Origin of the sequence: Enterococcus sp. DIV1206, from assembly GCF_051712485.1 — a bacterium.
Taxonomy (GTDB): domain Bacteria; phylum Bacillota; class Bacilli; order Lactobacillales; family Enterococcaceae; genus Enterococcus; species Enterococcus faecalis.
Window position 1 is genome coordinate 51,814 of record NZ_JBIOOZ010000002.1, and the last position, 14,203, is coordinate 66,016.

General features: G+C 31.3%; 16 protein-coding genes. 5 read left to right on the forward strand and 11 right to left on the reverse strand.

The annotated features are described in order from the left end of the window. Window positions 1-237: 237 nt before the first annotated feature. Window positions 238-486 (forward strand): preprotein translocase subunit YajC, encoded by a 249-nt coding sequence (gene yajC / locus IGK86_RS14560; RefSeq protein ID WP_438742700.1) that lies wholly within the window; start codon window positions 238-240, stop codon window positions 484-486. Here the strand turns inward: yajC and IGK86_RS14565 are convergent. Further along, window positions 459-710: a hypothetical protein gene (locus tag IGK86_RS14565; protein WP_438742702.1), complete on the reverse strand. Its 252-nt coding sequence runs from the start codon at window positions 708-710 to the stop codon at window positions 459-461. The two genes, yajC and IGK86_RS14565, sit on opposite strands and share 28 nt — an antisense overlap. Before the next feature lie 617 nt (window positions 711-1,327). Between IGK86_RS14565 and IGK86_RS14570 the strand changes: the two genes are divergently transcribed. The 3 genes from IGK86_RS14570 (at window position 1,328) to IGK86_RS14580 (ending at window position 2,609) form a co-directional block, all read left to right on the forward strand. After that, on the forward strand, window positions 1,328-1,534 hold the full coding sequence (locus IGK86_RS14570) for a heavy metal-binding domain-containing protein (protein ID WP_438742704.1): 207 nt from the start codon (window positions 1,328-1,330) through the stop codon (window positions 1,532-1,534). A 35-nt stretch (window positions 1,535-1,569) separates the two neighbouring features. Continuing rightward, window positions 1,570-2,238, forward strand: coding sequence for a CPBP family intramembrane glutamic endopeptidase (locus IGK86_RS14575; RefSeq protein ID WP_010709163.1), 669 nt, complete (start codon window positions 1,570-1,572; stop codon window positions 2,236-2,238). 116 nt (window positions 2,239-2,354) lie between these two features. Beyond that, window positions 2,355-2,609: a hypothetical protein gene (locus tag IGK86_RS14580; RefSeq protein ID WP_438742706.1), complete on the forward strand. Its 255-nt coding sequence runs from the start codon at window positions 2,355-2,357 to the stop codon at window positions 2,607-2,609. 186 nt (window positions 2,610-2,795) lie between these two features. On the opposite strand, the gene IGK86_RS14585 is transcribed toward IGK86_RS14580, so the two are convergent. The 8 genes from IGK86_RS14585 to ssb form a co-directional block, all read right to left on the reverse strand. Further along, on the reverse strand, window positions 2,796-3,002 hold the full coding sequence (locus IGK86_RS14585) for a hypothetical protein (protein WP_014862521.1): 207 nt from the start codon (window positions 3,000-3,002) through the stop codon (window positions 2,796-2,798). Between the two features lies 1 nt (window position 3,003). Then, complete coding sequence (locus IGK86_RS14590; RefSeq protein ID WP_438742708.1) at window positions 3,004-3,288, reverse strand: hypothetical protein; 285 nt, start codon at window positions 3,286-3,288, stop codon at window positions 3,004-3,006. A gap of 13 nt (window positions 3,289-3,301) precedes the next feature. Then, window positions 3,302-3,922, reverse strand: a complete 621-nt coding sequence (locus tag IGK86_RS14595) for a recombinase family protein (RefSeq protein ID WP_164973233.1) — start codon at window positions 3,920-3,922, stop codon at window positions 3,302-3,304. A 132-nt stretch (window positions 3,923-4,054) separates the two neighbouring features. Beyond that, complete coding sequence (locus tag IGK86_RS14600; protein ID WP_057086842.1) at window positions 4,055-4,849, reverse strand: hypothetical protein; 795 nt, start codon at window positions 4,847-4,849, stop codon at window positions 4,055-4,057. A gap of 10 nt (window positions 4,850-4,859) precedes the next feature. Continuing rightward, window positions 4,860-6,050 (reverse strand): AbiH family protein, encoded by a 1,191-nt coding sequence (locus tag IGK86_RS14605; protein ID WP_223289754.1) that lies wholly within the window; start codon window positions 6,048-6,050, stop codon window positions 4,860-4,862. A gap of 220 nt (window positions 6,051-6,270) precedes the next feature. Continuing rightward, complete coding sequence (locus IGK86_RS14610) at window positions 6,271-6,858, reverse strand: PBECR4 domain-containing protein (RefSeq protein WP_057086840.1); 588 nt, start codon at window positions 6,856-6,858, stop codon at window positions 6,271-6,273. Between the two features lie 272 nt (window positions 6,859-7,130). Then, window positions 7,131-7,688 (reverse strand): thermonuclease family protein, encoded by a 558-nt coding sequence (locus IGK86_RS14615; protein WP_438742711.1) that lies wholly within the window; start codon window positions 7,686-7,688, stop codon window positions 7,131-7,133. Between the two features lie 94 nt (window positions 7,689-7,782). Further along, the gene (gene ssb, locus IGK86_RS14620; RefSeq protein WP_010817817.1) at window positions 7,783-8,250 is read right to left on the reverse strand and encodes a single-stranded DNA-binding protein; all 468 of its coding nucleotides are present in this window, start codon (window positions 8,248-8,250) and stop codon (window positions 7,783-7,785) included. A 148-nt stretch (window positions 8,251-8,398) separates the two neighbouring features. Here ssb and IGK86_RS14625 point away from each other — a divergent pair, with 148 nt between their 5' ends. Further along, a complete protein-coding gene (locus IGK86_RS14625; RefSeq protein WP_057086838.1) occupies window positions 8,399-8,662 on the forward strand; it encodes a hypothetical protein in 264 nt (87 codons plus the stop codon). A 17-nt stretch (window positions 8,663-8,679) separates the two neighbouring features. Here IGK86_RS14625 and IGK86_RS14630 read toward each other — a convergent pair whose 3' ends face one another. Together IGK86_RS14630 and IGK86_RS14635 are read right to left on the reverse strand one after the other, a co-directional pair. Then, complete coding sequence (locus IGK86_RS14630; protein WP_438742714.1) at window positions 8,680-13,977, reverse strand: SNF2-related protein; 5,298 nt, start codon at window positions 13,975-13,977, stop codon at window positions 8,680-8,682. A gap of 14 nt (window positions 13,978-13,991) precedes the next feature. Continuing rightward, the coding region (locus IGK86_RS14635) for a TnpV protein (RefSeq protein WP_438742716.1) at window positions 13,992-14,203 on the reverse strand (212 nt) is incomplete at its 5' end.

A 14,203-nucleotide genomic window follows, 5' to 3' on the forward strand; every position in this document is an offset into this window, starting at 1 on the left:
AAAATAAAAATTAGAAAACGTCTTCTATATAGAAATTATAGAACTATTGGTATAGTTTTGTAAATGTTAAAACAAAGGAATTTCCCTAACATTTTTGTAAGTTGGTATTTATCAATTTCAATTGTTTTTTACCTGATTATTGTACCATTTCATTCGAAACAAATATTGCCATCAATACTTTCTTTTTATAAAATAACCTTGATGTCTATATATAAATTTTCAAATTAACAAGGAGAAATGAAACCGATGCTTATCATGCTGCTAGTTATTGTTGCTATGTATTTTTATCTGTTTCGTACACAAAAAAAGCAACAAAAAGAACGACAAGATTTTTTAAACAATTTACAACCAGGAGACGCTGTTGTGACTATTGAAGGGTTACATGGAGTAATTTCTGAAATATCTTCAGATAAAAAGAAGGTAACTCTCGACTGTGAAGGAGCGTTTTTCGACTTTGATCAACAATCTATACGAACGAAAAAATAAGCAGAGAGGGATTCCTTTCTGCTTATTTTTTTTCTTTTATTTGGCAAAGAATAGCCTAATTCTTTCAACTGTTTTTTCGTGACCACATGACGAAATTCTCCATCAAAAACAATCACTGTATATTGATTTATCACTTCAATTTTTCCTTTGAGCGTTTGTCCCATGACAGATTGACAATGCACAAAGGATCCGATATCTATTAAATCTTTACTTTTTTTGGCCAAAACATAACCTCCGAAAATAATGATTAAAACCACCTAGCTAGTAGGTGGTATGGAAGAAATAGTTTCTGAAGAACAATTTCAACGTAACAGTCTATAAAAATTTTATCGTATTTACTTTCCCATTTCAATCTTAACTTCTCTAAAAAATCTTGGTACACTCATTCATGACTTTTATTTAACTAAGAGGAAATCATGAATATACTCTTCTTAAGTATCTGCCTTTTTTATGTAGCCTCTATCTTGGTAGGAATTTATCAATGCCTAAAAAAGAAATAAAGAAGTTATAAAAAATTTCACCCTATAAGAATAAAGGCAATAACCACTTAAAATCGAGGGTTAAATTCATGACACTACTACTATTGGCAAAGTGGTTATTACCAAAATTTATTTTATCAGAAATTCAATAAATTTAAATACTTTTCATATCCTTAGAATGCCTATATTAATTCTCTTCTATAAAAAAACAACAGTTATATTTATTGATAAGATCAATATTTATTATATCTAATCAATTTTAGTCAGTTACTTTAAGTTATAAAATAACAATATTGTAAGTTTTTTTCCTCTCTTTCATATGCTATATTTATAATATAAAATTTTGAAAGGGGTTTTTTAATATGCTCATAATAACTTCAGAAAAATTATATGGTGTAGAATACGAAACACTTGATGTAGTATTTGGTGTAACAACACATTCTAAAAATATTGTAAAAAATATTGGGGCCGACGCTATTATTGCTATGCGTTTCGACTCTGGATCTATTAGTAATGACATGCAGTCAGTTGTAGCATATGGTACAGCTGTTAAATTTAAGAATCAATAGAAAAAACGAACATTGGTTTTAATAGGAGTGATTATATGAACTATGTAAAAAGAATATTTTCAATTTTCATATTATTTATAATTAGTCAAATTGGAATCACTGCTTTTGGAGTAATAAAACAATTATCTTTAGATGCAGGAGAAAAAAACTTAAATATTTCCTCGACACTTGTTACAGTCATACTTGTTGTTATTAATATTCTTTTTTTAATCTACTTAGCTAAAAGAATGAACATTATAAAAACAAATCATCCATTTCTTACTAAAAAAAATATTTTGATTATTTTAGTAGCAACATTAATAGATCGAGGCATAGCTATTGGTGGAACATTGTTATTAAATATGCAAGGACACACAACTACAGCAAATGATTCGACTCTTATTAAATTATTTAGTGGAGTATCTCCTGTTTTAGTGGTTTTATTGTTAGGAATTGCTGCACCAATTATGGAAGAAATTGTATTTAGAGGAGGTATCATAGGATATCTTGTAGAAAATAATGCCCTATTAGCAATATTAATCAGTTCTTTTTTATTTGGGATTATTCATGGCCCTACAAATTTTATCAGCTTTGGAATGTATTTCTTCATGGGGATTATCCTTTCAGTTTCTTACTACAAAACAAAAGACTTAAGAGTAAGCATATCCATACACTTTTTAAACAACTTATTCCCTGCAATTGCTATAGCTTATGGTCTTATATAATAAGCTAACAAAAGATTAACAAGTTTTGAAAATAAGTAATATTTACTAATGCTTTTTTATCATATCTTATAGGTATAAATCTTTATAATATTAACTAATCTTAAGGAGGAAACTATATGAAGAAATATCTATCTATATTCATTCTCTTTTTCGGAGTAGTCGCAAACCTTTTAGTACTGACACCACAACTATATATTCATTCTCAACAAACAGTAGTAGGGCTAATCCTAGGAATTACTGGTTTTATTTTAGCTATTTTCAATTATAAAAAAGGATATAAAACTTACCAAAAAATTGCTTTTATCTTAGGTGGTATTATCAACATTTATCCAGTTTTATATTTTACATTTCTATTTTTTGCACTTGGTTAATTTTACTTCACTTAAAACACCATAAAATTCGCTATTTAGCTTAATTTATGGTGTTTTATACATCTCTAAAATAAAAAAGCAACAACCATAAAAACTCGAGGTATTACTTTACGCATACATACAGACACTATTATATTAAGGATATAGTTGTTGCACACTATTATCTTGTCAATTTTACGACTTTTTTCAATTCTTTTCTGCACGTATTTCTATATAAGAACCATTGCTTAATTTATATTCTTTTTTACAGCTACTACACTTAAAATGATTATATTTTCCCAACTCTCTTCTAGCCAATTGGCCACAATCACAATCAACATAAGCTACTACGTTTGTCTTATTCCACGTAGTAATTTCTATTCCCCAATGATCATATTTTTTTCGAACAACCATCTTAAATCTCTCCGTTTCTAAAACTATATCTTGCAACCATTTCTCTATATTCTTGTTTTGTTTTAGGCTGAACTCGCAATACTTCTTCGGCCAACTCTAATAATAGTTTTTCCACTTTTACTGACATTGTATCAAAAATAACCATTGGCTTTTTTTCTTTTTCTATACGCTTTTTATATCTTTGAAAATTTGCTGAATAGAGTCGACCATTTGACATTTTTTCTATTCCATACCCTGAAACCAAAGGATTTTCCAACAACTGAATAATCTTCTCTCTATTTTCCATAATAACTCCTTATCTATTTTTCACTAAGTAATTGTTCTTCTTTAGCTTGTTTTTTAATTCGTTTAAGAGTAGACAAAGAAATGCCTGTTTTCTTTTCTACTGCTCTCATGCTATTTGTTTCCATTAACTCTAATGCATGTTTATATTTATCATTCAGAACTCTTTTCGGACGTCCTTCTCGGTAGTTTTTATTATTTGCTCTGTGCCACTGTTTTCCCTCTTGGGTTCTCGTTACGATTAAGTCTCGTTCAAATTGTGCAAAACTACCTAACATGTTCATCATTAACGTTTGCATAGAATCACTTTTATTTGGCTCAAAGGTTAAAGCATTATCTAAGAAGGTGATAGTCACTCCTAAGTTGTTTAAAGAAGAAATAATCGAATTTAAATCAACGATACTTCTAGCCAGCCGATCAATTTTCGTCACTAAAACTTTATCGTCAGGTTTTACAATAGATAGTAGTTCTTCTAATTCTTTTCTTCCTTCTTTTTTTGTTCCCGTATATTTTTCACTGAAGATTTTTTCTGCTCCAGCTTGTTCTAGTTTTTGAATCTGGGTTTTGTAATCTTGATTACTAGTACTTACCCTTGAATAACCATAAATGGCCAATTTTTCCTCACCTTTTCTGAACATAAGTTTTTGACACTTGATAATTCCAAGTATAGCACGAAAAAATAAAGAGGTCAAAAACTTAAAAGTTTCTGACCCGCTTTTTTTAATTAGAAATAAGTAACAATAAAAATATTAAAACTCTAATATCAATAATTATTCTGTCAATTGTAGATTTTCTCTTTTTTCCCACTCTAGTCTTCTTTGAATCGCTTTTTCAGAATAACTAGGTATATATTGATTACCTTGTAATTCAAATCCTAAAGATTCCAAAAGGAGCATTGCCTGTTCCTGAGTAATGTTCAAATTAATTGCTAACTCGCTAAGTTCCCAATTTCCTTTGTTTACAATAAACAGTCGTAATTGTCTTGCAGATCGCAAGCCCTGTTTTTTTACCCATTGTTCTGCTATTTTTTGAATATCTTTGTTTTTTATTTTAGAAATACGTGATTTTAGCGTACTTTTTGCTCCTGAAACAAGCATCCCCATAAACCTTTCAAAAATAAAAGATTTTATAGATAATATTATTTGTTCTTCAAGAAAACCTGCCCCAATTCCTTGGGGAATAGCTACATATACTACAGAAATATCATTTTTTATATGTTCCTTATATTTCAGTTTTTTAAGTTCTTTTAGTGTCCAATTGTGTTTTATTTTTTCATTAAAATCGAAAAATATTACTTCATCTCTTTCATTAAAATAATAATCAGGGGTAGTACTGTAAATATCTTGTCCATCTACTGGCTTAAAAAAAAGAATAACAGAAATATCTCTTTCTGTCTCCCTAACATGACCTAGGTTACAGTTAATATAACCCTTGGCTACCTCCTTGGCCATATCCGTAACAGAGTCATCATCAGCTAACTCTTTTTTTACCGTGTATAAATCAGTTATATTGCTTTCGTTTAAATCTCTACAAGGTGTATCTAGATAAATAAATGTTACCTCCATAAATACAACATCACCTTTCAGAAGTTATTTCTTTAATAAATAATCTTTTTTCTAGTAATAATTTATGCATTAAATTTTTTCCTCTTTTTATATTATCAATACTTTCAGAATAACTGTATAACAAATTACTTATCTTATCTGCTAAATCTAATTCCATAGCTTCTTTAGTTGTTCCTTTATATACTTTGTAATAAAAAACTAATAAGACCTTACTACCATATAAATCATAATAATCAAAAATCGTTTGAAAGTACGAATAATCTAAACTACTTAAAGAATGTCCATAAAAAGCAATCTCAGTTACTTCATCTCTGGAAGGTAAGATTTCTTGTTCATATTTAGTAGCCAATTTTGTTTCCGTCATTTGTCTAAATGTTTTAGTAAATCTAAATATATCTAAATTAGGATCAATTCTTTCCTGATCAATGCCAAAAATTATATTATCATCTTCTACCGTACCATGAACATTTACTACAGAGAGCTTTTGATTATAAACCTTGAAAGGGTTTGTATAATTAAAACTAAATACTACAACATCTTCGATTTTAGGTACTGAAGTAGCGTTAGACATTTTTAACAAAAGAGAACAAGCCTTTCTTCTATATTCATCACTTTCAACAGATTTTATATATTCTGAAAAACCTTTTTCAAATGAACGTAATTCTTTATGCAGATAATCCATTAATTCTGCTTGATCGTAAATTTTTTCGCCACCAGATAAATAAAAAGCTAAATGCAAACAAAATAATGTTTTTATATTTGCTTTACGACGAGAATTATGCTTTAGTGCTGATAGAATCAAATTTAGACTTGGAATTTCTACTAGCTCTTTTGGAGTATTTAAAAATTCTAACATTCTTTGTTCTACATGTTGCCATTGCAAATCATTACTATTATTACCAAAGAAATAAAAAACTAAATCCCAAAAAGTAAGTTTACTTTCCTTAAGTTTATTATATGTTTCATTCGCCCATATATAAAACTGTTCAGAATTTTTATTTTCTTTGTAATCTCCAATCTCAAAAATCATCTTAAATCCAAGCCCATCAACGCTCAATCTATCTTTAAAGTCATTAAACGTACTATTTAATAAACATACTAGCTCTTCATCAATTCTGTTCTCAAAAAAATCACTATATCTAGATTTTAAATCACACGCTAAGTCAAAACCATTACCTAAAATAACTACTTTCTTTTCCAAAGTTAATACTCCTAATCTTATTTTAGTTAACTATGATTAATTATATTCCAAACAAACTTACTTTTGTAGTTCTTTTGATACTTCTCTTATAGTTTTACTTTAAATTTTCCTAATCTCAAAAAAATTATCAAAACACCAACTTAATAACAAGATAACAAGTTGGTGTTTTGATAATTTTTTACATATAGATTAATTAATTTATTAAATAAATCAATAAAAATTACTCTTTATAAGATTTACTTTTATAAACTTGTATTGGCAATTCAATTCCATTTTGAATATATTCTACTTTAAGTAATGTCCACCTTATTTGCTTAAAAGCATAATCATTTCTATCTTTAGAAAAGCAGCTACAACAAAAAAAAGTTCCTTTATTCCTTCTATACTCATCCAAAAAAAGGTATCCTTCAAGTTCATCTGTACAAAATTCTATTAACAAATCCCAATTAATTTTACTATTTAATATTACCTTTTCTCTAAACTGAAAATATTCATTATTTTGTGCCAAAATTAAATCTAAATTTTCAACAATATATAATCTATCCATGATAGTATTAATTTTTGAAGATTTACCTAAATCTTCTAAAGTGATCTTTTTTGCTAAAGCTTTAAAAAAAAATTCTTTTGCCCTTAATTTACTTTGATTTATATCATTCAGTTTGTGTATACCGACTAAATGAAAAAAATTTTCTGCACAAAAGTTAAGTTTCACAGTTTTAGACTTCCCTTTACGCCCCAAAAGAAAATGATACTCTCTTTCCATTAAAATATTGAATTTTTGTGCTGCATTAAATAATTGATCACACATATTGTTTCTCCTAAAAAAAAAGGAATTCTTACGAATTCCTTCATAATGGATATAATTAATGAGTGTTTTCTTTACTGGTTTGAGGTGTCCACACACAACCCTACTATGGCTCAGTAATACAATGCATTCCAGCACACTATATTCATCGTTGCCGAACAGAGTACTCAAGTTACCTGTTTACATATCAAATTTACCATTAACTTTGTTTTTTGTCAATAATCTTCTCTCTTTTTTTACACCCTCATCTATAGATAAATATTCTATACATATTTTTATTTACACCATATACCTAAATGTTGTTGCTGGGCTAAAGCTTGTTTTTCTTCTAGCTGTTCTAGGTATTTTGCTTCTTTGTTTTTCACATAAGCAATTTTTGCTAAGCCCTCGCCTACTAATATTTCCTGCAACAACTGTCCATCCGCAAACACATACGCCAATAATCGACCATAGCGATCTGTTTTATTCGTTTCATCAAATTCTAGCTGAATTTCTTTCGCATTACTTAACAATGTTTTTGTTCGATTACTGGCTTCTTTACCAAATGGTTGAACAGGCGTGTTCGGCTTCATTGTCTCAGGAGTATCTATCAATAAATACCTCACTTTTTGTTCCTTGCCATTTACAAGAAAAACACTCGTATCCCCATCCACATGTCGAACAAAATCTACAGCTATTCTTTCTGAAGAATTATCTTTGAGATTAGAGTGCTGGACTGACCGCTCTATTTGTTCTAAAGAATTATTAATAGATTTCTGCGCACTACACCCGACTAATAAAAAAATACTTAAACACGAAATTAAAAATATCCAAATGCTATATCTTTTTTTCATTATATTTCCTCACTTTATTAAGTAGAAAAACGCCTGAATTCTTCAGGCGTTTTTCATTCTTGTTTATTAAAATGGATGTTCCTTGAAAAAGCACTCAAAATGGTAAATCATCATCTGAAATATCTATAGGATTACCATTAAATGGATCGTTATTATCCACATTAGAAGCAGTTGAAGAAAATTGATTATTGGTCGTAGAATTTTGTGTTGTTTTTTGTTTTTGCTCCCGTGCTTCTGCTTGTGAACGCGATTCTAATAAATAAAAATTTTCTACAATAACTTCAGTAACATAAACTCGTTGTCCTTGTTGATTCTCATAATTTCGAGTTTGAAGTCTTCCTGAAATTCCAATCAACGTTCCTTTTCTAACATAATTCGCTAACGTTTCAGCTGGCTTACGCCAAATAACGCAATTGATAAAGTCTGTTTCACGATCACCATTTTGGTTCGTATAATTACGATTCACTGCTAGTGTAAAAGTTGCAACTGCTGTACCACTAGCTGTATAACGTAAATCTGGGTCCTTTGTTGGCCTACCAATTAAAGTTACATTATTCATCATATGTCATTCCTTCTTTCGTATTTTTTATAAATTTATTATATACTGATATTTTGTGTTATAGTAAAAAGAAATTAAGCGACTTTTTCATTCTATATATGCTTCAAAGCAACTGAAAAAATCTACTTCATAAACTGAAAGGAGTGGTATTTTGAACGAAGAAAAACTAGAACATTATCAAAAATGGTGTCAAGAAAATTTGCTAAACAGAACAGAAGCCATGGCTATCACTAAGCAAAGTAGCTATGCATTTACTCAATCTGTTTACACTAAGCAATTATTACCATTTGTTGAAAAAAAGGGTAATACACCTTCTGGCACCGTGCGTTTATTTTTAAAAAAAGACGTAGAAGATTATGCAAAGAAGATACAAAACCGACAAAAAAATCAACCAACAAAGAAGCCATCACATTGATTGTGACGGCTTTTTTATTAGTATTCTAATTCAAGGTTTGGTTGTTCAAATTCCTTACATGCTGTAGTTGCTTTTTCACTTTCTAAAGTCGTTTGAATTTCTTGATTTAATTGAGCTTGCAACGCTAGTTTTTCCTCCAGTTCTTTTTCTTGAGGAAATCCTCCTTGTTGTCGCTCTTTCGCTTTAGAAAATTGATCTTCTACGATTTCTAGTTTATTCACGGTGTCTGCATAGTAGCTTGGTATTCTTTGTAACTCATTTTCCATTTTTCTGATACCACCTAATCCATTTCCAAGAGCATTACTCACAATGTAATTGGATTGTCCAACCATACGGATATCTACATTTCCATATTCGTGGAAATTTTTTCTTACTTCTACTGTAAACCCATGATACTCACCAATCTCAGTAAAGTTCTCCGTGTTTTTATACAAAGTACAAAGTTCATCCAATTTTTCTGCTGCTTTTGCACGTTCAGTAAACGTTTGATTATCGATGGTTATTGAAAATTCTTGGTTTGCAGGTAATTCTACTAACTGTTTGTCCTCTTCTAGTTTAGCTACCGTCTCTTTTAAAGAATTGACTCTCGCAGGTAATTCATGTTTAATTTGCCATTTTAAGCCTTCTTTTTCATTAATGAATGTTCGTTGCATCATTTTCAAACGAGCGATTTCATTATCTAATTTCATTTTTTCAGCAATCTTTGGATTTCCTGAAGCAATGGCCTTCATATCTCCCGCTTCCAAAACCGTATCTGACAATTCATCACAGCTACGTGTTACGGCTTTTCCTGTCATAACTTGGTTGATAAACGTTAATTTCTGCTCCTGAATTTGCCATAAGAAACTATCCAGAGAGCCTTTTGTGACGTATCGATAAATCTCAACCTCTTCATTTTCGTTGCCTTGACGGATAATTCGACCATCACGTTGTTCGATATCAGAAGGACGCCACGGACAGTCGACATGGTGACAGGCTATTAATTTTCTCTGCACGTTTGTTCCTGTACCAAGTTTACTCGTACTTCCTAATAAGACACGAATTTCACCTTCACGCATAGCATCAAATATCTCTTCCCGTTGTTTTTCGTTTTTAGCATCATGAATAAAGGCAATTTCTTCTGCTGGAATCCCTTTTTCAATCAGTTGTAATTTTAATTCATCGTAGATATTAAACCGTTGCGGATTAGGTGTTCCTGAATCTGAAAAAATCATTTGAGTAGATTTTCTTTCTTTAGAATTTTCCCAGATTTCAAATACCTTATTAGCACATGCAGCAATTTTTGTTTCTTTCAATTCTTCAACTGGATAACATTTAGAATCATAATCGTCCATTAAGCGTGGATCAAGCGCCATAAGTTTTCCTTCATTCGTAATTTTTAACATGTTATCAACGTCGGACGTTACTTCTTTTGCACGAATACGTTCTGCACGTTCCGCTAATTGAGCGACTTTTTCTTTTTGATATGTTGTCAGCTCTGTCACAATTACTTGTGCCTTTCCTGTTTTCATTTTTGGTACAGGTAAATTTAGCATATCTTTAGTTTGAATATCAGCAATCAAATTATACATTTGCATAAGTTCTGGTAAATTATGAAACTTCGCAAATCGATTTTTTATCTGATAACCTGTGCCTTCAGGAGTAATTTCCAAAGAAGAAATAATCTCACCAAATGTAGACGCCCACGCATCGAAATGATACACCCCATATTGTTTTAACACATCTGGTTGTAAATATTTTTGCATCGTATACAACTCCGACATCGAATTTGATACGGGAGTTCCTGTTGCAAATACTACTCCTCTGTTATTATGTTTTTCTAGCAAATAGCGGCATTTCATTTCTTGATCGCTAGCCCTTAAACTGTTTGAAGAATTCACACCTGCAACATTCGATAATTTGGTATAACTATACAAATTTTTGTATTGGTGTGCTTCATCTACAAAAAGAAAATCAACCCCTAAATCTTCAAAATAGACTTGCTTATCTTTTTTATCTAATTTATTTAGATTTTCCAAGCGTTCTTCTAAACGTTTTTCAAAGGCAATCATTTGCTTAATTGACCAGCTATCTTCATCAGATTCCATTTGATACGTAGCAATTGCGTCTGATACCTGGGCAATTTCTTCTTCCAGCATTTCTTTTTGTCTTTCTGGAGAAAGGGAAATTTTTTCATACTGCGAATGGCCAATAATTATGGCATCGTAATTCCCCACAGCAATTTTTGAAATAAAGGCTTGGCGGTTCTTTTTCTCAAAGTCTTTTTTAGTTGTAATTAAAACCTTTTTCGCTGGATAAAAACGCAATAGTTCATTCCCAAATTCATTGGTTAAATGGTTCGGCACAACATATAGCGGTTTATTAATTAATCCTTGCTCTTTCATTAACATTCCCGCACTAATCATAGACAATGTTTTCCCTGCACCTACCGTATGTGCCATCAATGCACGACCATTTTGAATAATACGTGCGACAACGTTTTTTTGGTGTGGACGTAGCTCATACAATTCATTTAAGCCTGAAAACACTAAATAATCGCCATTATACGTCCTTGGAACAATGCGATTAAATCGTTCTTCATAAATTTCTTGCAGTTTTTCCAAACGTTTTTCATCTTTAAATACCCACGAACGGAATACTTCTTCTAATTGGTCTTGCTTGGAACGTGCATAGGCAGTTTCCGTTGGATTCAATACATATTTGTATTTATCTCCATCTCTTATTTTGTCTTTCACTTCAACTTTCTTTAGGTTTAAACTATTTTCAAGAATACTATACGCAGACGCACGCTTTGTTCCATATTGATTGGTAACAACGGCACTTTTATCTTGTCCTTTTCCCTTAATAAAATAGCGAACCGAAAGAGAATCTTTTTCAATTTTAATCACATCATAGTTGATATAATAAGGTCTCGTTTCAAAAGTTTCATACATGAATTCCTGGTACATTTCTGTTGGTATCCATGAACTTCCAATCGAAAATTCTATGTCCCCTGCTTTAACTGGACTTGGTTGCACTTCTTGTAATGCTTTAAAGTTTCGTTCAAAAATATCTGGGTGCTTTTCTGCCGCTCTTTTTGCTTCAAGTAATTTTGTTTTCACATCGCCACTTAAATATTCTTCTGCTTCTTGCCATCCTTCCCCAAAAAGATTGGATTCATCATATAAATTTGGGTCAAGAAATACTTTCTCCCCTAATTCTTCTAAAATCGTTTCTGCAGGTTTGGAATAGATATCAGACATATACGCCCAATCAATCTTTAAACGATTGCCCAAAGACGCATGTAGCGCTTCTAACGCAGAAGAAACGCTCTTAATCTCTTTTTTAGGCCGAATCGTTGCTTGAGTAAATATTTCAGACTTAGTAATACTTCCATCTTTTTCAAGCACTTCAATCGAGCGAAGTAACGGTAAATAATCATCTTTCACAAAAACCTTTTGATTTTCATTAATGGACCCATACTTTTCAACAAACGAATCGTAAGATTGATTTAGTTTTTCTTGTAATTCTTTCAACGTTTCTGTATCATAGTCAACTTCTCGTTGAATCGCAATCACATCCAATAACGTATTACGAATATTAATTAATCGTTTCATTTTATCAAATGCTTTCCCTGATACATCGACTTTCACTATTTCATTAGAATCATTGTAATAGATTTGATTATCAATGAATTCATGTGTAAATAACGAAATTTCGTCAATAGAAAGCGCCTCTTTTCCCACTATATCCGCTTTTTCTATTTCTTCGACTATTTTCCTTTCACCAAAATAACGACCTTCTATGCGCTCAAACGCTTGTTTTAATTGCAATAATAGAGGTGTATCTGAAGGGTTTACAGTAAGTACTCCCCCTCTATAATTCTTATAATCTATTTCACCACAAATTTGTTCAGGATGCGTATGATAGTATTCGTTATAAGAAACTGACCCTTCATGTTTCCAACATCGAGAAAAACACCACTCTGGAGAATAAAATCGTTTTGCTGTAAGTGTTTTATCCTTTTGGAAAAAGAGAATATCAGTTGTTACCTCTGTTCCTGCTATTTGTTTAAACGCATTATTAGGTAGTCTAGCTGCTCCTAGAAGTTCTGCTTCTTTGCTAATATCTAAAAGAATATGTTTACTACTACTTTCTAATGTACTCGTTGAAGTAATGAGCGCAACAATTCCGCCATCATGGACACTATCAATTGCTTTTCTTAAAAAATAATTGTGGATAGAATAACGTCGTTCAAACTGACTATCCGTCACTTTTTGCTGGTCAAAAGGAACATTACTTATGACTAAATCATATTGATCCGTTAAAGGTCCTACTTCTTCAAATCCTTTAATTTTTATGTCAGCTTCAGGGTGTAATTGTTTTGCAATCGTTCCCGTAACTTCATCTAATTCAATTCCATGCAGCTCGGATTGGTCTTTTAAAGCATCTGGTAAAGCAGAAAAGAAGTTTCCTGTACCCATTGAAGGATCTAAAATTTTCCCTCCTGTGAACCCAAAATCTTGTACTTTATGATACATTTCTTTAATAATCATTGGGTCTGTATAGTATGCAGTCAATACACTTTCTCGCATCTGTTTATATTGCTTTTCGGTTACTAAAGAACGCAATTCTTCTCGTTCTTTTTCATATTTATCAGAACGTGTATCAAATAATTCAGCAATACCACCCCATCCAACATATTTAGCTAAAATCACTTGTTCTTCAGGAGTAGCTAATCGATTTTCTTCTTGAATCTTTTTTGATAATCGAATAGCTGCTATATTATTTCGAATTTTCTCTTTCGGTTTCGTATCATAAAAATGTTCTGTTTCTGGAAAATAGAATGCTTGTCCTGTTTCTTGCAAGGATTGCTCTTCTTCAAGAGAAGAACTTACTGTCATTGTAGTGTTTAATACGTTTTCTGCTTCAACATTATCTGAAGAAAAATCAAATAGCGAAAGCTCTTGTTCAGAGTTTTCGCTATTGTTTTTCGTTTCATTTTGTTTTATGAATGTATCATCATCTAGTGTACTTCTATATTGCTGATAGCCAATAGTTTCTCCACCAATTAAATACTGATTAGTGAAAATAAGTTCGTCCAATGTCTGCGTAACCTGTTTCCAACTATATTGTATATCATCAATAGAAACACCTTTTGAAGAATACGACACATGAGGTTGATTTGGTCCTGCATGGCCATAGTATCCATATTCATCTTTTAAGAATTTAATACGTAACGACTGCGATTTTACATTATTGAAAAAATGAACAACCCGATACTTACCATGCTCGGTTCCTGTTCCTTGAAGGAGTTCCTCTTTTAACAACGACATGGCCGTATTTTCGTCTAGTTGAGCAGTTCCTTCATTGCTACTTCCGTTGCTTGTTGTCGATACTGATTCCGTATTTTCGTTGCGGTCATCAAGTCTTTCTGTTGTTCTTTCGTCAACGGCGCTTGTTGTTCGTACTGATTCTCCAATTCGCTGATTCGATTCCACATTTTTTGTTCCATTTCGTGGCCGTAGCTCATCAAGCTGCCGTCCATCATTTTTATCACGT